Below are 22,572 nucleotides of genomic sequence, written 5' to 3'. Positions count from 1 at the left end.
TAATATCTTATCCCAAAGAATTTTTTTTATAGCCAAAAGCTTGAAATAGATGGATATGGCTAAAATTCCCAGGATAATACAAATATCTTTCCCCTAAAAGCAATTATCCTGCCATTAAAATTTTCATATTTTTTACCCTTTTTTCATGTCATCCAGCCATTTCTTTGCTTTTTGTATGCTATCTACCCCTGAAATATTGAGAATCAGCCTGTTCTTATATTCCTTCATCTTACAACTTTTATGTTGGGTCTGAACAAAACGAATGATTTTGCCAAAAGTATCTGACTTATAATAACTTTCTTTTGACGAAGGCACAAAATAACATTTCATCACACCATTTTTCAAGGCAAGTTTTTCAAAACCAAGGCTCTCAGCAATCCATCTCAAGCGGACTGTTTCAAACAAATCCTCTACTACATCGGGGATTGGTCCAAACCTATCTTTTATAGATTTGATATAAGGCTGAAGTTCATCTTCGGTCTTGATATTGTCCAACTTTGAATAAAGGTTTAGCCTTTCGGAAATGTTGGAAACGTAAGTCTCAGGAATCAAGAGCTCAAAGTCGGTCTCTATCACACAATCCTGCACAAGTATTTCGACCTTTTCTTTGAGGTCTACCTCAAACAATTCTGCAAACTCATTTTCTTTCAGTTCCTGAACAGCCTCGTCCAAAATCTTATGGTACATATCAAAACCCAAGTCGGTAATAAACCCGCTTTGTTCGGCTCCAAGCATATTTCCAGCCCCTCTGATATCCAAATCTCTCATCGCCACTTTGAAGCCATCTCCAAGATCCGAGAACTCCTCTAATGTTTGAAGCCTCTTTCTGGCCTCTGGAGTAAGTCCCGATGTGGGTGTTGTCAAAAGGTAACAGAAAGCTTTTTTATTGCTTCGGCCTACTCGTCCCCTCATCTGATGCAGGTCACTGAGGCCAAACATGTGCGCTCTGTTGATAATAATGGTGTTGGCATTGGGAATATCCAGTCCTGATTCAATGATATTGGTAGACACCAGCACATCATATTCACCTTCTATAAATTTCACCATGATTTTCTCCAGCTTTTTGCCATCCATCTGTCCATGGGCACCGGCGATTCTGGCATCAGGAACCAAGCGCATGATTAAATTGGCGATGGAATCTATCTCAGCGACTCGGTTGTGAACAAAGAAGACCTGACCTCCCCGCCTCAATTCATAAGCAACAGCATCACGGATGACCTCCTCCTCAAAAGTGTGAATTTCGGTGGTAACCGGCTGCCTATTGGGAGGAGGAGTGGCTATTACAGACAAATCCCTGGCTCCCATAAGTGAAAAATGCAGGGTTCTAGGAATCGGTGTTGCCGTCAAAGTAAGCACATCGACGTTGACTTTCATTTCCTTGAGCTGGTCTTTGACTTTTACACCAAACTTTTGCTCCTCATCTATCACCAAAAGACCCAAATCTTTGAATTTGACATCTTTGTTGACGATACGGTGTGTGCCTACAAGGATGTCTATTTCACCTGAATTGACTTGCTTGGCTATTTCCTTGATTTCTTTGGCTGTCCTGAACCTATTGATGTATTCAACTTTTACCGGAAAATCACCTAGTCTTTCTTTGAAAGTCTGGTAATGCTGCATGGCCAAAATGGTAGTAGGCACGAGAATGGCGACCTGTTTCCTATCATTCAGTGCTTTGAAAGCTGCCCTGATTGCGACTTCTGTTTTTCCAAAACCAACATCTCCACAAACCAAGCGGTCCATGGGGTATGGTTTTTCCATATCGGTCTTGACATCTGCCGTCGCCAAAGCCTGATCAGGTGTATCTTCAAATACAAAAGAACTTTCAAGTTCCACCTGCAAAACCGAATCCGGGGAAAACTGGTATCCGGGGGCACTTTTCCTTTTGGCATAAAGGGCAATAAGCTCTTTGGCGATGTCTTTGACTTTGCCTTTTACCTTTTTCTTTTTGTTTTCCCACTCAGGCGATCCCAGTTTGGACATGGAGGGAATTGTGCCTTCCTGACCGGAATATTTCGAAATCTTATGTATAGAGTGGATATTGACATACAAAAGGTCATCGTCCCTGAACACCAACCTCACAGCCTCTTGCAGCTTACCATTTACATCCACCTTTTCCAATCCTGCAAAACGACCCACGCCATAATCTATGTGGACTACAAAATCGCCCGGGTGTAAGGCTTTGATTTCCCTGAGAGTAAGGGCTTTTGATTTGCTCGCCTTGCTTTTGGTCTTGTAGCGGTGGTAGCGCTCAAAAATCTGATGGTCTGTGTAGCATGCTATGCGAAGATTTCGATCTACAAACCCTTCCCTTAGACCTATGAGTAAAGACTGAACTTGAAGCGTAGGATCCAATTCCTGAAAAATGTTTTCAAGCCTGTTGATTTGCTTATCTGATTCCGAACAGACAATGTTTAACCATCCCTTCCGCTCATTTGCCACAAGGTTTTCCACCAAAAGCTCAAAGTTTTTGTTGAATGAAGGCTGCGGCTGAGAATCAAACTCAAACACCTCAGCCTCTTCTATATAAAACTTATGGCCAAACTCAACCTTGATAAATTTCTCTGCACTTTTTAAAAATGACCCCGAATCATCAAATAAGTCTGAAGGTTTCAACAATAATTTAGCACTGTTATGAGCCTTGACAATTTGATGAAACGACTGTTCTGCTTTAGAAAAATGCTCATCTAAAGTATCGAGGCTAAATTGATAATCTTTGAACCAGACAAAAGTCTCCTCTGGAAGAAAATCTAAGAAAGACTGTCTAATTTCTTGAAGAAACTTAGTCTGAATATTGGGAATGATACTGATTTGATCAATACTCTCGATAGATAGCTGCGTCTCAGGATCAAAAGTCCTGATGCTTTCTATTTCTTTTCCAAAAAGCTCCAACCTAAACGGCTGTTCATTGGCATAAGAGAATATATCTACAATTCCCCCTCTAATCGAAAATTGGCCTGGCTCAAATACGAAATCTGTTTTTTCAAAATCATAGGTGGACAACAGTTCGGATATAAATTCCAAGTCTACTTTTTCACCCACTCTCGCTTTGAGGGTATTTTCTGAAAGAGAGCGCTTGTTGATTACTTTTTCATAGAGTGCTTCAGCATAAGTCACGATGATTTCGGAATCTTTTTCCCTGGCCAAGATTCGATTGAGGATTTCTGCCCTCATGAGGATATTGGCGTTTTCTATCTCTTCATACTGATACGGCCTTTTGTAACTGGAGGGAAAAAGGAGAGTAGTCTGAGCTCCCAGGAGTTCCTGCAAATCATTGTTCAAGTAAGCTGCCTCCTCTTTGTCATGAGCTACGATAAGGTGGAAACCTCCTTTTTTTCTGAAAATAGTAGAAAAAAGAATGAGGTCCAGACTGCCCGACATTCCCTTAAACTGAAAGGATGAAGCTACACCTTTGTTGAGTTTAGAGATGAGCGTCTGAATAAAAGGATCTGATTCGTATAAGGAAAGAAAGGCTGATTTTTCCAAAATATGCGTGAATTTCTATATGAAGGCGTAAAGTTAGAAAAATGATTCATTTTCTACCTGCAGGAGCCCATTACCAAATTGTATTTAAAAAAGCTGAACCTAGTACGGATTAAAATGTTTAAAGATTGTAGCAAAGCAAATATGGAAAAAACGGAGCAAACTTGGTTTCAAAAAATTGAGAATTTACACCCTTATCAGACCTTGATGTACTTGGGCATGTTTGGTAGTGGGTTGATCTTTTTGTTCATGACAATCGCTTTCCTAGCTACAGGCCCGACCAATATGGATGCAATTGGTTTTAGGATGCCGAAGTCTTTTATAATGAGTACGTTTATCATTTTGATTTCAGGGTACACCGTTTCAAAGATGCTTAAGTTTTATTTGCAGGAATCAATCAGAGAGCTTCGCAAATCACTGATGTTAACTTTTTGGCTGGGAGTGGCTTTCTGCGTACTTCAAGTGATAGGGTGGAAGGAATTGACTTCAATGGGGATAGACTTTGCTGGCCTACCAAAAGGAAGTTTTTTATATGTTTTAAGCGGCATTCATTTATTTCACCTTGGCGGGGCTATGGTTTTTGCGCTTATCATGGTGCTGCAATATCAAAAAAAGGAAAAGGATGAGATTCAGGAAATTATCATGCTGACAAACCCTTTCGAAAAGATGAGGATACAGCTTTTTACGCTCTACTGGTATTTCATGGATTTGATTTGGTTGGTGCTCTTTATGATTTTTGTCCTTACCTTTTGAGTTCGAATCAAGCAATAATTAATAGTTAAAATAAATAATAAAAAATGTCAGATAACCGATATGAAATCAATATTGATCCTGATTGGGTAAAAAAATATGCCCTACGGATTGTGATTGGGTTTTTACTTTTGGCTGGAGCCGTGACCAGTACCAAGACGGTAGGACCCGAAGAAGAAGGAGTTGTCGTACAACTCGGCGAATATAACCGGACAGTGCAACCGGGATTGAACTTCATTTTGCCTTTTGGATTAGAGAGTATGTACAAAATTCCAGTACAGAGACAGTTGAAGCAGGAGTTTGGTTTTAGAACAACCAGCGCAGGTAGACAATCTGAGTATGTCAAAAGCACCTATGGAGAAGAATCCATGATGTTGACAGGAGACTTAAACCTCACTGATGTGGAATGGGTAGTCCAATATAGGATTGTAGATTCTTACAAATACTTATTTCGTGTAAGAAATGCGGACAAGACTCTAAGGGACATGTCTGAAGCTGCAATGAGAAAGATTGTTGGAGACCGTACTGTCAACGAAGTACTGACAGTAGGCCGTCAGGAAGTGGCTTCAAGTGTGGAAGTATTGCTTCAGGAAATGTGTGATGAATACGAAAACGGAATACGAATCGATCAAGTAGTACTGCAGGATGTCAACCCTCCCGAGCCAGTCAAACCTTCTTTCAATGCAGTAAATGAGGCCCAACAAGAAAGGGAAACACTTATTAATCAGGCAGAAGCTGAGTACAACAGGGTTATTCCACGTGCAAGAGGTGAGGCTTTAGAGACCATACAGCTTGCTGAAGCATATGCTCTCAACAGGGTCAACCGTGCACAAGGTGAATCCACGAGGTTTGATAACCTATATGAAGCATACATCAAAGCTCCTGAAGTAACCAAACAGCGACTCTACCTGGAAACCATGGAAAGGGTCCTCCCAAAATTGGGCAACAAAATAATAGTGGATGATAAAGGAAACAATGTGTTGCCTTTATTGAATATTGATAAAGTAAAACCAGCTACAACACCATGAACGCAGCCAAGACAATCACATTGATTCTAATAGCTGTAGTGGCCATAGTCGCATACAGCAGCATTTTCATTTTAGATGAAACTCAACAAGCAATAGTCACGCAGTTTGGTAGACCTGTAGGAGAACCTAGAACATCCCCTGGTCTTAATTTCAAAGTTCCTGTATTGCAGAAAGTACAGTTCTTTGACAAAAGATACTTGGAATGGGATGGCGACCAAAATCAGGTGCCTACCAAAGACAAAAAGTTTATTTTCGTAGATACCTACGCAAGATGGGAGATTACCAATCCTCTACAGTTCTTTATCAGATTGAGAGATGAAAGGTCTGCTCAATCCCGATTGGATGATATCCTAGACGGTGAAACCAGAAATGCCGTGGCAAGTCATGACCTTTTGGATTTGGTAAGGTCGAGAAACCGTGCTCCTGAAATCACAGAAGATTTTATGGAAGAAATTGAAATCCTGGAAGATATATCTGTAGGCAGGGCAAATATTGAGAAAATCGTATTGGAAAAAGCCAACGAAAGAACCTCTGATTTAGGGGTAAGGATATTGGACTTTAGATTTAAGCGAATGAATTATGTAGATGAAGTTCGTGACAGGGTATACGACAGGATGATAAGTGAAAGAAACAGGATCGCTGATCAGTTTCGCTCCGAAGGACAAGGAGAAGCCAGAAAAATTGAAGGTGATAAGGAAAGGGATCTAGCGCAGATACAATCTGAAGCCTTCAGAGAAGCTGAGGAAATCAAAGGACGCGCCGACGCGATAGCGACAGACACCTATGCAGCTGCCTATAACAAAAACAGGCAATCCATAGAGTTTTATAAGTTTGTCCGTTCTATGGAGAGTTTTGAAAAAGCACTTGATGAAAATACAAGTCTGATATTTTCTTCAGATTCTGAATTCTTCAAATACCTGAAAAAAATAAATTAATCCTTTAGAGCTCCGCCTAAAAACGGAGCTGTTTGAACCCGGATTTTGTTTAAGCTTCTACGACAAAGAACTTATGCACTATTCGGGTTTAATCATTCTGCTTGCCAGAATCTATTTATCTCATGAAATCGAACCTACCTGCCTGTGACAGACAGATAATAAGAAAGCGACAAAAAATGGGATGCAAAGCGAAGATTCCATAGCCTGCCCCGACTAATCGGGGTAACCGCTAAAAAACAATTACGAACACATGAAAATCAACCTAAGCACAATTGTAGAACAAGATTACCTTTCCGTAAAGGAAGGATTTAATGAGAGCCTTTTCAAAAAACTGAGCCCTCCTTTTCCACCTGTAAAGCTCCTTCGCTTTGATGGTTCTTCAAAAGGGGATATGGTGAGTTTGGAGCTTAATTTTATTTTTTTCAAACAAACGTGGATTTCAGAAATCACTGAAGACAATACTGACACTAAAGAATTTTACTTTGTGGATGAAGGGGTAAAACTGCCTTTTTTCTTGGGTAAGTGGAAGCACCGCCACCGAATCATCAAAAGTAATACAGGAACCGAAATCAAAGACGAAATTGAATACGAAGGTCCAAATCCTTTGATGACGGCATTGCTATATCCAGCCCTTTACCTGCAATTTTTGTATAGGAAACCTATTTACAAGAAAATATTCCGCATTAAATAACGCGAAGATTATCGCAATCTTCAATCTGACAGTCACCATACAATACCAAAGAGTGACTACTGATAGCAGATTTAAACTCACGCCCCATCGCTTCCTTGATAAGGGAAAGACGGTCATCTGAAAACTCCCTGATTTTACGGCATTGATTGCAGACATGATGGTCATGATGCTTATATGTCAGGGCTTGTTCATAAAGAGCTACTTTGTCTTTGAATTGGTGTTTTACCGCAAGACCGCATTCTACAAGCAGGTCAAGTGTATTGTAAATAGTGGCCCTACTGATGGTATAACCCTTATTTCGCATCAAAAGAAAAAGACCTTCCACATCAATATGCTCATCTTGGGGTAGACCATACAGTTCGTCAATGACAGAAAACCTTTCTGGGGTTTTCCTGCTTCCTTGACGGTTTAGAAAGTTTTCAAAAATCTTCTTTGCTTTTTCTACCACTGATTTTTCGGCCATGCTCATGTTGTCTAAATATTAAAGATGCAGGATTTTTTAGATTTTTTCAAAAAAACCGTACAACATCCACTTTGATAGTGGCTAATTGCTTGAATTTTAAAATATTCCTCTTTTTTCATAACAAGTCTGCTTATCAGGAGTATAGATAAATAATAGAAAAAATTGCCTATATTATCTTAATAACCCATTTTACCCGATTTTCATGATTATTAAATCGCTATTCAACGGTTTTTTACTCAATCTCTTATTCTTATTAGCAAGCTTGGCTCAGGTGCCGGGCTTCTATGTGAAGGAAGAGGCCAAAAAAACCGAACTCCCTTTTATGGCTTCCAATAATTTGATCATAGTTCCGGTTTCGATCAATGATAGCCCACCGATTAATTTCTTAATAGACACAGGGGTAAAAACCAATATACTCTTTAGCAAGACACTCGGCGATCAGCTCGAGATGAATTATACACGCAAGCTAAACTTAATGGGAGCCGATGGCAAAACGGTACTTACTGCGAATGTTTCTCCAACAAATCACCTGGATTTAGGACCAATTGAGGGCATTATGCAGACTGTTTTGGTATTGGATTCGGACTTTTTTGAATTGGAGGCTGTCATTGGAATACCGGTATTCGGTGTCTTGGGCTATGAATTCTTCAAATACAATCCTGTTAAAATTGACTATGACAAAAACACCATCACTTTCTACAGGTCTGATGCAATGAGGTGGCGGCCTTTTGGCTACAGAAAAATTCCTTTGTCTATAGATAACGGTAAACCTTATGTAGAAGGAGCGATAAAGCAGATAACCGGAGAGGATCTCGATGCCAAATTATTAATAGACTTAGGTGCCAATCATGGTCTTCTTCTCAATATGGAAACTTCCGAAAAGATCCAATTACCACCAAAATATCTCGAATCAGACTTAGGTCGCTCTTTGGGTGGTGATTTGTATGGGTACATAGGACGTACCCGATCGACCAATTTGGGCGGACTGAAATTCAGAGATGTCATCACATCTTTTCCCGAAGAAACAGAATTCAGCTATGTCATCAAGGAAAGTGGCCGGCAAGGAAGCCTAGGTTCGGAACTACTAGGAAAAACCAAGCTTATCCTCGATTACAGGCGCGAGAGAATGCTGTTTAAAAAAGGCAATAAATTCAATGTGCCGTTTGACTACGATATGAGTGGAATTATTCCAAGAATGATGCCTACCGAGGACGTCAGGTATGTAGCCAACAGTGTGAGGGAAGGTTCGCCAGCACATGATGCAGGAGTGAGAGCTGGTGATGAAATTCTGAGCATCAATGGCATCCCTTCGGATTTTTGGGAGCTTTCTGATATTGTGAAGCTATTTAGATCTGATGCCGGACGGGAGATTCGGATTTCTCTAAAAAGATTCAGGAGTTCAGACCCAGAGGACTTTGAATTGATCAATGTATCCTTCGAACTTAAAAGGCAGATTTAAAAACTTGGGCTATCAAAATTTTTGGGCAGATTAACACTATTCCTTTGATGTGGAAAAAAGCTTATTCTGATCGTAAAGTTACTCCGAATGTTTAAATGAAAAATGGTAAAAACTTAAGCTTTACAGACAATAAACGCAATAGTTAGGCGGTAAACACCAAATTATATCTTTGGTATATCTCATTGATACTGTGGTCTAAATTCATTTTTTGTGGTTTGAATTGTTATATTTGATAAAGCAAACTGTTCGCGTTTGTGAATTGTTGATTTTAAGGCCTTACTTTTACATGTAGTCAAATGCCAGGAAAAAACGCCGCCCTTTTTCAAAACATTTTACTTACCCTCAAAAGGTACAAAGAGGGTAATTATGAACTTTTGTACATTTCCTCAGAAATCAAAAAGATATTAGAGAAAGGCGACAAATTCTATGAGGAGACCTTCTTTCAATCACTTTTTCCTACCCTCCCTTCTGAAATCTTTGAGTATTTGTATAAAAGACTGGGAAATGGAGACAAGATCTACTGTCCTATCATTATCAATAAAAAAACTTTTCAATTTGTAGAAATAGAAGGCTATGTAATTGCACAGGAAGACCAATCTTATCTGGTCAATGCATTAATTTCTCCTTCAGCCTGGAAAAGCAGTGTCAGGTATTCTTGGCTCAACTATGAAAATGGAAGTCTGATCATACCAGGAAACTTAAATGAAGGCTATTTAGATTCTTCAAAAGAATGGGTTGCTTTTGTAAGGCAGAAATTTGATTTTATTTCCGAGTCAAATATTATCAATTTTATCGAAAGCCCTGATTTGACATTTTTGGAAATTTTCCCAGGCCATCTTTACCTGACTAGAAAAATCCTAGGTAATAGAGTTGAACTAATACAGTTGGAGTTTTTCAATGGATTCAACCCCGACCAAAACACTCCTTTAAAACCTAAGAAAAAAGAAAGAGGGCTGCTGTATTATGACTACTCTCGAGTCACAGATAAGGTCAATTGGACGGGAAGCATCGAGGAAGTTTTGGGTTATTCCCCTTCTTATTTTGAAAATTTCAGTGGAGAAGACTGGAAAAAACTCATTCATCCAGATGACCGACACAGTTATAAGGTCAATTATGAACATAATACTAAACTGAATTATAGAGTCTTGCACAAAGACGGACACTACATTTTTGTTCAGGATGAAATCAGGAAGTTCGAAAATGGAAAAGAGAGTGGTGAGCTGGTATTAGGTATCATTACTGACATTACGGCACTAAAAGAGATAGAAAAAGACCTCATGAAAAACAGGTCGGTGTTGGAAGAACTAACAGGAGTGGTTCCGGGAATGGTATATTTGCTACAGGCATTTCCTGACCATACGCACAAGTTTTTATTCGTCAGCGATGGATGCAAAAGCCTTATGGGCCTCAATCCAGAAGAAATCTTGCAAAATGAGGAAAGCATAGACCGTCTCATCCATCCTGATGACAAACAAGTCATCTACGATGCAGACCGCCAAGCTTTCCTAAATGACAGCAAGTTTGAGGCGTATTTCAGAATTATTCTTCCAAATGGCGAGACCAAGTGGATCTATGGTACTTCAGACCGACTCAAAAAATACAAAAGAGACTCTATCTGGGCTGGCTTTTTTGTAGATTTCACCTACACCAAACAAAAAGAAAAGGAGTCCACCATTCACCTGAATAGATACAAAACACTTTTCGAAGAAAACCCCTTGCCTACGCTTCAATATGACAACGAGGGGAATATTCTGGATGCCAACAACAGTTTTATCGAAAAAATTGACCTTACGGATACAAGTAAGTTGCTGGGCAAAAATATTTTTGAATTAGTGGGGGACAACCCAATCAAAAATGCTTACCGAGATAGTATTTCCAAGGGCTATGGCTTTTATGAAGGTCCATATATTAGTGTTTTTAACCGTAAGCTTTTCCACCTCAGACTCAACGCCAAGGAAATTGAAAAAGGTAAATACTATCAGGCAATACTAGAGGATATTTCAGAACAGGAGTTTGTACACAATACAGTCTCCAAGCTCACCGAAAACACTTCAAAATACAGTGGACAGGAGTATTTTGACCAACTCACGCAGCTCCTTTCAGAAAAGTTGGATATAAACCATTGTTTTATCGCTGAAATTAGAGAAGACGGACATACTGCAGAGGTACTTTCATATACCAGAAATGGTAAAATCTCAGAAAATTTCGACTATAGCCTTGAGCATACGCCTTGTCAGGTATGCCTCAACAGCAACGAACCTCTTATCATACAGAGGGATGCGTCCGAAGAGTTCAAAGAAGATCTTATGCTGGTTGAAATGAACATTTCAACTTACCTAGGCGTGCCCATCGTGGACTTGGATATGAATAGATTGGGGATCTTGGTCATCATGGATGAAAGACCAAAACCCTACAGTCAAAGGCTGGCTGGACTGCTGACCATTCTTTCAGACCGGATAGGTGCCGAACTCAATAGGCTAAATTATGAAACAAAACTATTGTCTTCGGAACTGCTTTTCAGAAGTATTGCTGAAAACTTCCCTAAAGGTACCATTGAAGTATTAGACAAAAACCTGATTTACATCCACACAGATGGTAAAGAATATCAAAACAAGGGAATAAATCCAAAAGAACTGATCGGTACACCTCATTTGGCCAAATACGAAAATTACATTGTCAATGAGGTAAGGATGCAACTTGACAAAGTATTGAAAGGAGAATCAGTCATGTTCGAGGTGGTCATTGGCAATCAGTACTACCTAAAAAGTGGCGTACCTTTAAAAAACAAAGAGGGAGAAATTGACAGGATATTATTATTTACCCAAAACATCACTGAAACCAAGCATGCAGAGGAGGAAAGAGAGCAACTTATCCGAGACCTTAAGTCTCAAAACGAGGAATTGCAGCGCTTTGCATACATCATATCCCATAATTTGAGGGCCCCTATTGTCAATATTTCATCACTATTGGATCTGTATGACATGGAAGATCCTTCTAATCTTGAAAATGAAGAGGTGATGGAAAACTTGAAAGTGTCCACGAAAATTTTACATGGTACCTTACAAGACCTCATAGAAGTAGTATCTATCAAGAAAAATAAATTGCCCAAAATTGAGACTATTCAATTTGCCAAAATTGTAAGAAATGTAGAAAAAAGTCTTGCAAAGCAGATTTCAGAGGCAAATGCAGTCATATTGAAAGATTTTGGCGAGGTAGAAAACATGAATTATATCTATTCCCACTTAGAAAATTTTCTTATCAACCTTACCACCAACTCCTTAAAATACAAACATCCCGACAGAGACCCTGAAATAAGAATAAAAACATGGAGTGAAAACGAATTCACCGTTTTGGAATACAAGGACAATGGTATCGGAATAGACCTAGAAAGGTACGGAGACCGTCTTTTTGGATTGTACCAACGATTTCACTCACATGTAGAGGGCAAAGGCCTGGGGTTATACCTTGTCAGAGAACAAATCCGAGCCCATGATGGAAATCTTACCATAGAAAGTGTTGTGGGAAAAGGGACGACTTTTAAAATTTTCCTTAGAAACCTAAAGATTCCTACCTTTGAGACAATAAATAAAAATTAGTCTTGAGAAAGAAGATTTCTTCAACTTTCAAAAATCAATTCACGTAATACACAAGGTTATTTAAATCTAGAAAAACTATGAAAAAAGCTTGGATTCCCATTTTGGTAATCGGTCTGATTGCCCTATTTGTGTACACCAAATCCGTAGGTGTCTACAATATTTTTGTACAAAATGAAGAAACAATAAATGGCCAATGGGCAGAAGTGGAAACTCAATACCAAAGAAGGGCTGATTTGATACCAAACCTTGTCAATACTGTAAAAGGTTATGCTGATTTCGAACAACAAACCCTGACTCAAGTAATCGAAGCACGTGCAAAAGCCACTTCCATCAACTTGAATGCTGATGACCTCACACCTGAAAACATCGCTAGATTTCAGGAAGCACAAGACCAGTTGAGTGGGTCTTTGAGTCGATTATTGGTATCAGTAGAGAGATATCCTGAGCTCAAAGCCAATCAGAATTTCCTTGAGCTCCAAGCACAATTAGAAGGAACAGAAAACCGCATCGCTGTAGCCAGAAGAAACTTCAATCAATCTGTTCAATCCTACAACTCCAATCTCAGAACTTTCCCGAACAATATGTTTGCTGGTTGGTATGGTTTTGAAAGAAAAGGGTATTTTGAAGCCGCTCAGGGTGCAGAAACAGCTCCAAACGTACAATTCTAAATACTATGCCTGAACAATTATTTTCAGCTTCAGACAAATCCCAGATCATAGAGTCTATCAAATCTGCTGAAAGGAAAACCTCTGGAGAAATTCAAGTCCATATCGAAAACCACTGTGCGGAAGACGTAATGGATAGGGCTGCAGAGGTTTTCGAAATCCTTAAGATGCACAAGACTAAGGATCGAAACGCCGTATTATTCTATTTGGCGATCGAAGATCACAAATTTGCCATTTTGGGAGATATGGGAATCAATGCAGTGGTTCCTGATAACTTCTGGGAAGAAATTAAAAACACCATGCTTGGCCATTTCAAAAAAAATGAATTTACCCAAGGGCTAAGTAAAGGCATAGAAATGAGCGGCAAAGCCCTTCAAGAGCATTTTCCATTTGAAAGAAAAGGGGACATTAACGAGTTGCCCGATGAAATATCCTTCGGATAATTGATATGAAAGTAAAATATTTAGTACCTCTTTTATTTCTTTTTTTTACTGCGCAAACATTTGCCCAAACAGACTTTCCCGAAGTCCCAAGCCCTCCAAGGCTGGTGAACGACTTTACCAATTCACTTTCTTCCCAACAAGAATCGGATTTGGAAAGGAAATTAAGGGCTTATAATGACAGTACCTCGACCCAAGTGACTATTGTCATGATCAGGTCAGTTGGTCCTTATGATATCAGTGATTATACCTTTCAGCTTGGAGACAAGTGGGGCATTGGCCAAAAAGACCGGGATAATGGCGTATTGATCCTGGCTGCCATGGAAGATCGAAAGGTCTTTATTGCAACTGGATATGGAATGGAAGGGGTTTTGCCAGATGCTCTTACAAAACGTATTGTGAACCAATTAATTGTTCCCAATTTTAGAATGGAAGAATATTACACTGGGTTGGACAAAGCTACAGATATGATTTTCAAGCTTGCTTCTGGTGAATATAAGGCCGAGAAGGTCACTTCTTCTGGAGAAAATGGCGGTGCGGTGATCTTTTTCCTTTTCATGATTGTCATCTTTGTGATCATTCCAATGATCAAAAACAAAAAAGACAACAACAACCATATGGGCGGTAAAGGTGGCAATGTTGACCTTTTTACCACCATCATGTTAGCCAACATGCTTAAAGGTGGAAGTCGTGGAAAATTCGGAGATTTTTCATCAGGAAAGGGTTCCTTTGGAGGTGGTTCCTTTGGAGGAGGAAGTTTTGGTGGATTTGGCGGAGGTTCGTTTGGAGGTGGTGGAGCTGGAGGAAGTTGGTAATCAATGATATTTCTGTAACAAATTCAAATATTCCTGATCTTTCCAGAGGTTGAATGGCTGTAAAAAACCGGCATTGATACAAATTCCAGGTGCTCTGTGAAGATTCAGACACACATGTAAGCCATACTTATGTGACTTATCTATCAATGCATATATTTTCATCAAAATGAAATTAGGTTTTACCTGCCGCAATCACAATCAAGTCAACAACTCGAGCCCCATTTTCAAGCAACAAATTGCAACAGGAAATCAAGGTAGCTCCTGTAGTCATGACATCATCCACAAGTAGTATCCGCTTGTTTTTTATCAAATTGGAATCAGCAACTCCAAATACATCAGATACATTTTGAAGCCTTTCTAGTCGCGATTTCTGTGTTTGGGTTTCTGTGTAAACCTTTCTATGAATAGAAAGTACCACAGGAATTTGAAGACTTTGGTGCAGGCCATTAGCAAACTGCTCGCTTTGATTATAACCTCTTCTTTTCTTTTTTGTGCTGTGCAGCGGAACTGGAGTGATCTCATCCCAGTTATCCTGAAAACCCGAAGTTTTGAGGATCTGTCCATAAATCCTGCCGAGCTCCACCCCAATTTCAGGTTTGTTTCTGTATTTGAGCTGGTGTAGTAACTTTTGGCTATCTCCTTTCTTGGTAAACCTGAGAAATGACATCACCAAATTCGGTTTGGTCAAACCAAGAATTTTGGTCACAAGGTCATTATTCTGCGGTCGGAGGTGATAATTGGTAATAGGAAGTCTTGATATGCAGACTTTGCAGAGCTGATCTTCAAAGTCAAATAAACTTCTTTTACAAAGGCAGCAGGTTTTTGGAAACACCAAAGCCAAAAAATCATCAATTAGTGGTAGATGCATATCAAAAAGGGTTTTTATTAACTGATCTACAGTAAAATACCTGTTATATTTGCAGGTTAAACATAACCTTTCAAAATTTAATGAATTTAATAGAAGAGTTCAACACTTACAGAAGCGAAATGAATGAAAAAATCATGGCTTCAGACAATAAAGTAATCAAAAGGTTCTTCAACTTAGACACGAATACCTATGCAGAAGGTGCCATAGATGTTAAAAGCAAAGAAATGATAGGTTTGGCTTGCTCTATGGTTTTAAGGTGTGATGATTGTATAAAATATCACCTAGGAAAATCTTACGAAGCTGGTTTAGGTAAAAAAGAGATTTTCGAAGTGTTTTCTATTGCTACAGTTATTGGAGGATCTATTGTGATACCGCATTTAAGAAGAGCTGTAGAATATTGGGAACTCTTGGAGAAAGAAGGAAACAAAGATGTTTAAAAAAGATTTTGATTTAGAAAAAAGATGGGGCAAGCTATTGAACGGCTTGGAAGAGGTAATTGGCAGAAAACCAAAAGACTTAAATGCCGTCCTTTTTTTGATAGGAGTACAAGAACTCGGACAAGGAAACAAGAACTTCTCTAAAGAGCAAAAACAGGATTTAATGCATATTGCAATATGCAAGGTCTTGAGCTTAGCCGACTTTTATGAGTTAGATTATATCGACCAAGAAGGTTGGCCGCATTGGAAACTGATCAAGAAACTCCCTCATTTTGATATCTTAGAACAAGAAAAACTATTGAAAATTCAGGTATTGGAATACTTTGAACAGGAATATCAAATTGAAATCAAATAAAACAAATCACCTAAAAACCATCCATTATTCATGAAAATCGTATCCTATAACGTCAATGGTATCCGAGCAGCAATCAATAAAGGTTTTGTTGATTGGTTAAAAGAGGAAAATCCAGACATTATCGGCTTGCAAGAAGTGAAAGCCATGGAAAATCAAATAGACAAAACGGTATTTGAAGATCTTGGATACCATGTGTATTGGTATCCGGCGATAAAAAAAGGATACAGTGGAGTAGCTATTCTGAGTAAAATAAAAGCTAATAATGTAGTATATGGAATGGATATGCCAACTTATGATGCTGAAGGGAGGATGATAAGGATAGATTTGGATTCATTTTCATTTATTTCCTCTTATTTCCCTTCAGGAACAACAGGTGGTATCCGACAAGATTTCAAATACCAGTTTCTAGATGATATTTACGGATTCACTCAGGATTTAACTCAAAAAATCCCTAATTTGATTTTGAGTGGAGATTATAATATTTGTCACAGAGCAATAGATATTCATAATCCTATATCCAATAAAAATTCATCCGGTTTCTTACCGGAAGAAAGAGCTTGGATGGATAAATTCACAAGTTCAGGTTTTGTAGACAGTTTTAGAAAATTAAACCCCGAACCGCACCAATACACTTGGTGGAGTTACAGGGCAGGATCAAGGGCCAAAAACCTAGGTTGGCGAATAGACTACCATATGGTCAATAAGCCTTTTGAAGACAGAATAAAAAGTGCAGGAATATTGGCAGATGTCCACCATTCGGATCATTGTCCTATAGTATTGCAGTTAGATATTTAATGAAATAATAAATGTATTTATCCATATTAACTTTATGAAATCCATTAAAATTTCAATCCCATCTCTGATGGATAATATTAAAATAATAGAAAGCTTTATTGATAATGCTCGAGAAAAGTACACAATCGATGAAGACATCTATGGAAATATCATGATATCAGTGACTGAATGCGTCACCAATGCCATCATTCATGGGAACAATATGGATAGTAACAAGAAGGTCGAACTTGAACTAGCTTTGGGTGACAATGAAATAATGTTTACTGTAACAGACCAAGGAAATGGATTTGATCATGAAAATCTGATTGACCCAACTTCTCCCGAAAATCTTGAAAAAACAGGTGGAAGGGGAATCTACATTATAAAACACCTCTCAGATGAAGTTAAATTCGAAGATGAAGGAAGAAAGACAATTTTAACTTTCTATATGTAAGATGGCAATTCTCTTTTTTCAGGAAGACATTAAATTTGAGTTAACACCAAAAAATAAATATAAAGCATGGCTTAGAAATATAGCTTCTACGGAAGGATATAAAGTAAAAGACTTGAACTACATATTTTGCTCAGATGAATATCTTTACAACATTAATCTAGAATACCTCGATCATGACACCTATACAGACATCATCACTTTTGACAATTCCGAAAAAGAATTCGAAATAGAAGGAGATATTTTTGTCAGTATTGAAAGAATAAGAGAAAATTCAAAGAACTCGAATACTGAGTTTGAGTCAGAATTAAAAAGAGTACTAAGTCATGGACTTTTACACCTGATGGGTTTTAAAGATAAAACCACAGAAGAGCAAAAAGTCATGAGGCAGATGGAAGAAAGATCTATTGATGAATTTAAATAAGAAGAATGTTCCACGTGAAACACTAGTAAAACAGAGCCAACTGTTTCACGTGGAACATTAAAATAATATATAATATATGTTTCCAGAATATGATGTTATAGTAGTGGGGGCTGGGCATGCAGGATGTGAAGCTGCACATGCCGCAGCAAGAATAGGAGCAAAGGTTTTACTATGCACTATGAATATGAATACTATTGCACAAATGTCATGTAATCCAGCAATGGGAGGAGTGGCAAAAGGGCAAATAGTAAGGGAAATTGATGCTCTTGGTGGCATGTCAGGTATCATATCTGATAAATCGATGATTCAATTCCGTATGCTCAATAGGTCAAAAGGGCCGGCAATGTGGTCACCAAGATCGCAAAATGACCGAATGAAGTTTGCTGAAGAATGGAGATTAGCCCTAGAACAGACACCAAATGTTGATTTTTGGCAAGAAATGATTACTGAATTAATTGTAAAAGATCAAAAAGTAATTGGTGTCAAAACAGGGATAGGTATCGAAATCAAGGCTAAATCGGTTGTTTTAACCAATGGTACCTTTTTGAACGGAATTATTCATATAGGCGAAAAGCAATTTGGAGGTGGAAGAACAGGTGAAGCAGCAGCAAAAGGTATAACGGAACAACTGGTAAAATTAGGTTTTGAAGCTGGTCGAATGAAGACTGGAACACCTCCAAGAGTGGATGGAAGATCTTTGGATTATACCAAAATGGAAATTCAACATGGAGATGAAAATCCTGAGAAATTCTCTTTTTCAAACGAAACAGCACCTTTAAAAGAGCAAAGACCTTGTTGGATTACATACACGAATAAACAAGTGCATGAGACTCTGGAAACAGGATTCGACAGATCTCCTATGTTTAATGGCAGGATTCAGGGTCTTGGTCCTAGATATTGTCCATCAATCGAAGATAAAATCAACAGATTTGCAGAAAGAGAAAGGCACCAAATATTTGTAGAACCTGAAGGTTGGAACACAGTTGAAATATATGTCAATGGATTTTCAACTTCTCTACCTGAAGATGTTCAATATGCTGCAATAAGAAAAATAGAAGGATTTGAAAATGCTAAAATGTTCAGGCCAGGATATGCCATTGAATATGATTTCTTTCCTCCAACTCAGCTTAAACTGACCTTAGAAACTCAATTAATAGAGAATTTATACTTCGCAGGACAAATAAACGGTACCACTGGATATGAAGAGGCGGCTTCACAGGGTCTAGTTGCTGGAATAAATGCAGCCCTTAAAATTCAAGAAAAACATCCTTTTTTACTCAAAAGATCAGATGCTTACATAGGCGTATTGATTGATGACCTTATTAATAAAGGTACAGAAGAACCTTATAGGATGTTTACATCAAGAGCTGAGTTTAGGTTACTCCTAAGGCAAGACAATGCTGACCTAAGACTCACACAAATGGGGCATAAGATCGGTCTAGCAGATGATAATAGACTTGAAAACATGCTGGATAAGAAAAATGATACTGCTAAATTGATAAATGACCTAAAACAAAAAAGGTTAGCTCCTGATCAAATCAATGAGGGCTTGGAAGAATTTGATACAGCAACAATTAGAGAAAAGATTTCAATAGAAAAATTGCTAAAGAGACCTCAAATAGGACTTCAAAAAATAATGGAATTAGATACAGATACTAAAGAGTATCTTTCCAAGTATAATAAGGAAACTTTAGAACAAGCTGAAATCCAAATCAAATACGAAAGCTACCTTATCAAAGAGCAGCAAATGGTCGAAAAACTCAATAATATGGAAGATTACAAAATTCCAATTACTTTCGATTACTTAAAAATTCCTGCGCTATCAGCCGAAGGCAAACAAAAACTCCATAAAATTAAGCCAGAAACACTTGGTCAAGCATCAAGAATAAGTGGTGTATCTCCTGCTGATTTATCAATTCTAACCGTCTACCTTGGCAGATAATGAGTAAAAAAGAAAGATTAACCAAATGCCCACTTTGTAAAAGTGGGCTTTTTCTTAATCATACACAGCTGAAGGATCATTCCATAAGTAAAGAAGTGTTCTTGGTATGCCAATGCAGCAATTGCCAACTGTTGTTCACAAATCCAAGACCCAAAGAATCCGAAATACAGTATTACTATGAATCGGAAGATTATATATCCCACAAAGATCAATCTAACAACCTAATCAATACCTTATACAAACAAGTAAGAAAAATAACTCTGAAAAAGAAGTTGGAATTGGTCAATGCACAACATTCTGAAAAAAGGAGGATTCTTGATATTGGTGCGGGTACAGGTCATTTTCTGGAAACAGCATCTAAGGGTGGCTGGAAGACATACGGAATAGAACCAAACCAAGAAGCTAGAATAATTCTCAAAAAAAAAGGAATTAAAACCTACAATAACCTACAAGAGATAAAGAAGGGTAAAAAATTTACCGTAATAACTTTATTTCACGTACTTGAACATATTCACGAACTGAGAAAAACAGCAAAAAAAATATATAAACTCCTCGAGGATTCAGGAACACTTATTATCGCTGTGCCTAATAAGGATTCATTTGATGCAGCACATTACAATGAATACTGGGCAGCTTGGGATGTTCCCAGACATTTGTACCATTTCAATAAAGAATCAATCACATACTTTGCGGAAGAATTCGATTTCAAAATAGTGGATACAGTGCCTATGTATTTTGATAGCTATTATGTATCAATTCTTTCAGAAAAATATATCAAAACCAGCAAATCACCGTTAAAAAATCTTCTGTCAGGTGTATATAATGGCTTAAAATCAAACCATTGGGCCAAAAAAAATGGAAATAACTACTCAAGCTTATTGTTTATTTTAAAGAAAAAATGAAATATTCAATACAAATATTATCAATTATTATTTTTATAGCATTAATTTCTTGTGCTAAACAAAGTACACCGATGGGTGGTCCTAAAGATGAGGATCCACCAAAATTAATGTCTATAAGTCCCGAAAATGAATCTTTAAACACCAAACCCAGTGTAATAGAGCTTTTATTCGATGAATATGTCAAAGTAGAAAATCCCAATAAATCCATTATCATTACTCCTAGGATCAAGAAGGATGAAATGGAAGTGACAGCTCTCAAAAATAGAGTTGTCATCAAACTCAACCAAGAATTGGAAGACAGCACTACTTATGTCTTTAATTTCCAGAAATCGATTACTGACATCACAGAAAGTAACGTTCCAGAAAATTTAAAATTAGTGTTTTCTACAGGTCCGGAAATCGACAGCCTTACATTTTCAGGCAATGTGGCCTATACATTTCCCCAGAAGGAAAAGAAAATGAAGGACGTATTAGTAGGGCTATATACAAAGGAAGATACGACTAACATCCTTACTGCACCTCCTTATTATATTGGAACCGCAGATACAGCAGGAAATTTTACTTTGACCAATATCAAAGAAGGAGAATATCTCGCATATGCCTGGCATGATGATAACAATTCACTAAAAGTTGAAGAAAAATCAGAAGCCTATTCCTTTTTAGGAGATACTATCCTAATAGACAGAAATATTTCAGGAGTACAGTTTTATCTAGATAAATCTAATTTATCAGAATTTAAAGTAAACAGATCCTCACCAACAGGATCTAACTTTGATATAGTGTTAAGTAAATTTCCCTTAGACATCACATTAGAAGCTGAAGATTTAGGGGAAAAACTTTTCTTCAGAAGAAATGAAAGAACCTTAAGGTTCTACCATACAGAAATGGTAAATGATAGTCTTCCAGTCCAATTAAACTTGAAAGACTCAGTAGGATTTGCCATTGATACATTGATCTACGCAAAATTTGAAGAAAGCGAAAGAAACAAGGAAAGTCTAGAGGTAAACATTGAAGGACAAAAAAACTTTGTTGACATATTGAAAGCGGAGTTCAAATTCAACAAACCGGTAACTACAATAAACTATGATTCACTTTTAATAAAGTATGATTCAGCATCAATAGTACCTATCAAACAAGAGTGGCTATCATTTGAAGATAGCTTGATGCGTACAAGGATGGTATTAAAATGGAAAGTTCCAGATACATTAAGCATAGAAAACTTTATTGTATATGCAGGAGATAGCACTTTCATTGATGTTGAAAGCCAATTTAATAAAGATAAGAAGGAAACTGCCTTTAGAAGACTAAAGAAGGAAACCTTGGCTGAGGAATTGAAAATAACAGTTAATACTGATGAATTGCCTTTGATCGTTCAAGTACTCAACAAAAGAGAAGAACTGATGGCAGAACAATACTTAACGGAATCCAACGTCGCAACATTCAGAAATATCGAGGCATCAACATACCTGATCCGAGCCATAGTAGATTCCAACAAAAACAAACGATGGGATACTCATAACATGCTTGAAAATAGACAAGCTGAAAGGGTGTATTACTTGGAAAACCCAAATGACAACAATAATAAAGAAACTACGGTAAGAGGAGGATGGACTTTAGAAGTCCCTATTCAACCAACAAAACCAATGGGAATAAGTAAAAAAACAATACCAGAAGACGACGAAATGGAAGAACTAGAAAAGGATATTAATTTATTTATCGAAGAATTAATGGATAAATACAGCATAAAAACCACTGTAGATAAGTAGTAATAAATATGTGGATTAGTGGGGACAACTTGGGTATAAAGACTGACTTATACTCACTGATAAAAAGTGAAATTCAAATATCAACCAACTATGGGGATAACCACAGAATCATCCACACTTGTCAACATTTACGTCAACACAAAGTTCTCAACTTTTTGTAAAATCAAACTTAACCACAATACTTGGACTTAAAAATTCATATATCAAGATACCAATACATTAAGACTTTTAAGCCTGTGGATAATCGGTGCATAAGATGTGGAATTAGGTCTTTACAAGTGTGGACTAAAAATGAACCTATTCTTATCAACAAATCCACACTATAATA

Annotated in this window: 20 protein-coding genes; 17 read left to right on the top strand and 3 right to left on the bottom strand. The window is 37.8% G+C overall.

The features are described from left to right. Positions 1–132: 132 nt before the first annotated feature. Complete coding sequence (gene mfd / locus CLW00_RS04740; RefSeq protein ID WP_106132501.1) at positions 133–3,486, bottom strand: transcription-repair coupling factor; 3,354 nt, start codon at positions 3,484–3,486, stop codon at positions 133–135. A gap of 141 nt (positions 3,487–3,627) precedes the next feature. Between mfd and CLW00_RS04735 the strand changes: the two genes are divergently transcribed. From CLW00_RS04735 to CLW00_RS04720, 4 genes are all read left to right on the top strand, one after another. Further along, positions 3,628–4,236 carry a cytochrome c oxidase subunit 3 gene (locus tag CLW00_RS04735; protein WP_106132680.1) on the top strand — a complete coding sequence of 203 codons (609 nt, stop codon included), beginning with the start codon at positions 3,628–3,630 and terminating at the stop codon, positions 4,234–4,236. Positions 4,237–4,280: 44 nt separating this feature from the next. Further along, the gene (gene hflK / locus CLW00_RS04730) at positions 4,281–5,261 is read left to right on the top strand and encodes an FtsH protease activity modulator HflK (protein WP_106132500.1); all 981 of its coding nucleotides are present in this window, start codon (positions 4,281–4,283) and stop codon (positions 5,259–5,261) included. After that, entirely contained in the window at positions 5,258–6,196 is a 939-nt protein-coding gene (hflC, locus tag CLW00_RS04725; RefSeq protein WP_106132499.1) for a protease modulator HflC, read from the top strand. The genes hflK and hflC overlap by 4 nt, the downstream gene beginning before the upstream one ends. Before the next feature lie 250 nt (positions 6,197–6,446). Then, a complete protein-coding gene (locus tag CLW00_RS04720; RefSeq protein WP_106132498.1) occupies positions 6,447–6,887 on the top strand; it encodes an SRPBCC family protein in 441 nt (146 codons plus the stop codon). Here CLW00_RS04720 and CLW00_RS04715 read toward each other — a convergent pair. Then, positions 6,880–7,350: a Fur family transcriptional regulator gene (locus tag CLW00_RS04715; protein ID WP_106132497.1), complete on the bottom strand. Its 471-nt coding sequence runs from the start codon at positions 7,348–7,350 to the stop codon at positions 6,880–6,882. The two genes, CLW00_RS04720 and CLW00_RS04715, sit on opposite strands and share 8 nt — an antisense overlap. Positions 7,351–7,552: 202 nt before the next feature. On the opposite strand from CLW00_RS04715, the gene CLW00_RS04710 reads away from it, so the two are divergent. The 5 genes from CLW00_RS04710 to CLW00_RS04690 all read left to right on the top strand — a co-directional run bounded on the left by CLW00_RS04710 (position 7,553) and on the right by CLW00_RS04690 (position 14,325). After that, entirely contained in the window at positions 7,553–8,809 is a 1,257-nt protein-coding gene (locus CLW00_RS04710) for an aspartyl protease family protein (protein ID WP_106132496.1), read from the top strand. A gap of 296 nt (positions 8,810–9,105) precedes the next feature. Beyond that, on the top strand, positions 9,106–12,405 hold the full coding sequence (locus CLW00_RS04705; protein WP_106132495.1) for a PAS domain-containing protein: 3,300 nt from the start codon (positions 9,106–9,108) through the stop codon (positions 12,403–12,405). 77 nt (positions 12,406–12,482) lie between these two features. Beyond that, positions 12,483–13,073, top strand: a complete 591-nt coding sequence (locus tag CLW00_RS04700) for a LemA family protein (RefSeq protein WP_106132494.1) — start codon at positions 12,483–12,485, stop codon at positions 13,071–13,073. 5 nt (positions 13,074–13,078) lie between these two features. Next, a complete protein-coding gene (locus CLW00_RS04695; RefSeq protein ID WP_106132493.1) occupies positions 13,079–13,513 on the top strand; it encodes a TPM domain-containing protein in 435 nt (144 codons plus the stop codon). A gap of 5 nt (positions 13,514–13,518) precedes the next feature. Then, positions 13,519–14,325 (top strand): TPM domain-containing protein, encoded by an 807-nt coding sequence (locus CLW00_RS04690; protein WP_106132492.1) that lies wholly within the window; start codon positions 13,519–13,521, stop codon positions 14,323–14,325. 172 nt (positions 14,326–14,497) lie between these two features. Here the strand turns inward: CLW00_RS04690 and CLW00_RS04685 are convergent, their stop codons facing one another. Then, the gene (locus tag CLW00_RS04685; RefSeq protein WP_106132491.1) at positions 14,498–15,193 is read right to left on the bottom strand and encodes a ComF family protein; all 696 of its coding nucleotides are present in this window, start codon (positions 15,191–15,193) and stop codon (positions 14,498–14,500) included. 80 nt (positions 15,194–15,273) lie between these two features. On the opposite strand from CLW00_RS04685, the gene CLW00_RS04680 reads away from it, so the two are divergent. The 8 genes from CLW00_RS04680 to CLW00_RS04645 all read left to right on the top strand — a co-directional run bounded on the left by CLW00_RS04680 (position 15,274) and on the right by CLW00_RS04645 (position 22,244). After that, complete coding sequence (locus CLW00_RS04680; protein WP_106132490.1) at positions 15,274–15,630, top strand: carboxymuconolactone decarboxylase family protein; 357 nt, start codon at positions 15,274–15,276, stop codon at positions 15,628–15,630. Next, positions 15,623–15,985: a hypothetical protein gene (locus tag CLW00_RS04675; RefSeq protein ID WP_106132489.1), complete on the top strand. Its 363-nt coding sequence runs from the start codon at positions 15,623–15,625 to the stop codon at positions 15,983–15,985. Before CLW00_RS04680 ends, CLW00_RS04675 begins: the two co-directional genes overlap by 8 nt. A gap of 30 nt (positions 15,986–16,015) precedes the next feature. Next, positions 16,016–16,780 (top strand): exodeoxyribonuclease III, encoded by a 765-nt coding sequence (locus CLW00_RS04670; RefSeq protein WP_106132488.1) that lies wholly within the window; start codon positions 16,016–16,018, stop codon positions 16,778–16,780. 34 nt (positions 16,781–16,814) lie between these two features. Then, a complete protein-coding gene (locus CLW00_RS04665) occupies positions 16,815–17,213 on the top strand; it encodes an ATP-binding protein (protein WP_106132487.1) in 399 nt (132 codons plus the stop codon). Position 17,214: 1 nt separating this feature from the next. Next, positions 17,215–17,634, top strand: a complete 420-nt coding sequence (ybeY, locus tag CLW00_RS04660; protein ID WP_106132486.1) for an rRNA maturation RNase YbeY — start codon at positions 17,215–17,217, stop codon at positions 17,632–17,634. A 76-nt stretch (positions 17,635–17,710) separates the two neighbouring features. Further along, positions 17,711–19,576: a tRNA uridine-5-carboxymethylaminomethyl(34) synthesis enzyme MnmG gene (gene mnmG, locus CLW00_RS04655; RefSeq protein ID WP_106132485.1), complete on the top strand. Its 1,866-nt coding sequence runs from the start codon at positions 17,711–17,713 to the stop codon at positions 19,574–19,576. Then, complete coding sequence (locus CLW00_RS04650) at positions 19,576–20,478, top strand: class I SAM-dependent methyltransferase (protein ID WP_106132484.1); 903 nt, start codon at positions 19,576–19,578, stop codon at positions 20,476–20,478. Before mnmG ends, CLW00_RS04650 begins: the two co-directional genes overlap by 1 nt. After that, the gene (locus tag CLW00_RS04645) at positions 20,475–22,244 is read left to right on the top strand and encodes an Ig-like domain-containing domain (protein ID WP_106132483.1); all 1,770 of its coding nucleotides are present in this window, start codon (positions 20,475–20,477) and stop codon (positions 22,242–22,244) included. The genes CLW00_RS04650 and CLW00_RS04645 overlap by 4 nt, the downstream gene beginning before the upstream one ends. The last annotated feature ends 328 nt before the right edge of the window (positions 22,245–22,572 follow it).

This window comes from Mongoliibacter ruber (assembly GCF_003003005.1).
In the GTDB taxonomy this organism is placed as follows: domain Bacteria; phylum Bacteroidota; class Bacteroidia; order Cytophagales; family Cyclobacteriaceae; genus Mongoliibacter; species Mongoliibacter ruber.
This window is presented reverse-complemented; position numbering and strand designations above follow the sequence as displayed.

Excerpts from the sequence above, each read along its gene's own strand:
- hflC (WP_106132499.1), top strand. The coding sequence starts at position 5,258 with ATGAACGCAGCCAAGACAATCACATTGATTCTAATAGCTGTAGTGGCC.
- CLW00_RS04665 (WP_106132487.1), top strand. The coding sequence starts at position 16,815 with ATGAAATCCATTAAAATTTCAATCCCATCTCTGATGGATAATATTAAA.
- CLW00_RS04680 (WP_106132490.1), top strand. The coding sequence starts at position 15,274 with ATGAATTTAATAGAAGAGTTCAACACTTACAGAAGCGAAATGAATGAA.
- CLW00_RS04705 (WP_106132495.1), top strand. The coding sequence starts at position 9,106 with ATGCCAGGAAAAAACGCCGCCCTTTTTCAAAACATTTTACTTACCCTC.
- CLW00_RS04645 (WP_106132483.1), top strand. The coding sequence starts at position 20,475 with ATGAAATATTCAATACAAATATTATCAATTATTATTTTTATAGCATTA.
- CLW00_RS04695 (WP_106132493.1), top strand. The coding sequence starts at position 13,079 with ATGCCTGAACAATTATTTTCAGCTTCAGACAAATCCCAGATCATAGAG.
- CLW00_RS04690 (WP_106132492.1), top strand. The coding sequence starts at position 13,519 with ATGAAAGTAAAATATTTAGTACCTCTTTTATTTCTTTTTTTTACTGCG.
- CLW00_RS04700 (WP_106132494.1), top strand. The coding sequence starts at position 12,483 with ATGAAAAAAGCTTGGATTCCCATTTTGGTAATCGGTCTGATTGCCCTA.
- CLW00_RS04675 (WP_106132489.1), top strand. The coding sequence starts at position 15,623 with ATGTTTAAAAAAGATTTTGATTTAGAAAAAAGATGGGGCAAGCTATTG.
- CLW00_RS04650 (WP_106132484.1), top strand. The coding sequence starts at position 19,576 with ATGAGTAAAAAAGAAAGATTAACCAAATGCCCACTTTGTAAAAGTGGG.
- CLW00_RS04710 (WP_106132496.1), top strand. The coding sequence starts at position 7,553 with ATGATTATTAAATCGCTATTCAACGGTTTTTTACTCAATCTCTTATTC.
- mnmG (WP_106132485.1), top strand. The coding sequence starts at position 17,711 with ATGTTTCCAGAATATGATGTTATAGTAGTGGGGGCTGGGCATGCAGGA.
- CLW00_RS04685 (WP_106132491.1), bottom strand. The coding sequence starts at position 15,193 with ATGCATCTACCACTAATTGATGATTTTTTGGCTTTGGTGTTTCCAAAA.
- CLW00_RS04715 (WP_106132497.1), bottom strand. The coding sequence starts at position 7,350 with ATGGCCGAAAAATCAGTGGTAGAAAAAGCAAAGAAGATTTTTGAAAAC.
- CLW00_RS04735 (WP_106132680.1), top strand. The coding sequence starts at position 3,628 with ATGGAAAAAACGGAGCAAACTTGGTTTCAAAAAATTGAGAATTTACAC.
- hflK (WP_106132500.1), top strand. The coding sequence starts at position 4,281 with ATGTCAGATAACCGATATGAAATCAATATTGATCCTGATTGGGTAAAA.
- CLW00_RS04720 (WP_106132498.1), top strand. The coding sequence starts at position 6,447 with ATGAAAATCAACCTAAGCACAATTGTAGAACAAGATTACCTTTCCGTA.
- CLW00_RS04670 (WP_106132488.1), top strand. The coding sequence starts at position 16,016 with ATGAAAATCGTATCCTATAACGTCAATGGTATCCGAGCAGCAATCAAT.
- ybeY (WP_106132486.1), top strand. The coding sequence starts at position 17,215 with ATGGCAATTCTCTTTTTTCAGGAAGACATTAAATTTGAGTTAACACCA.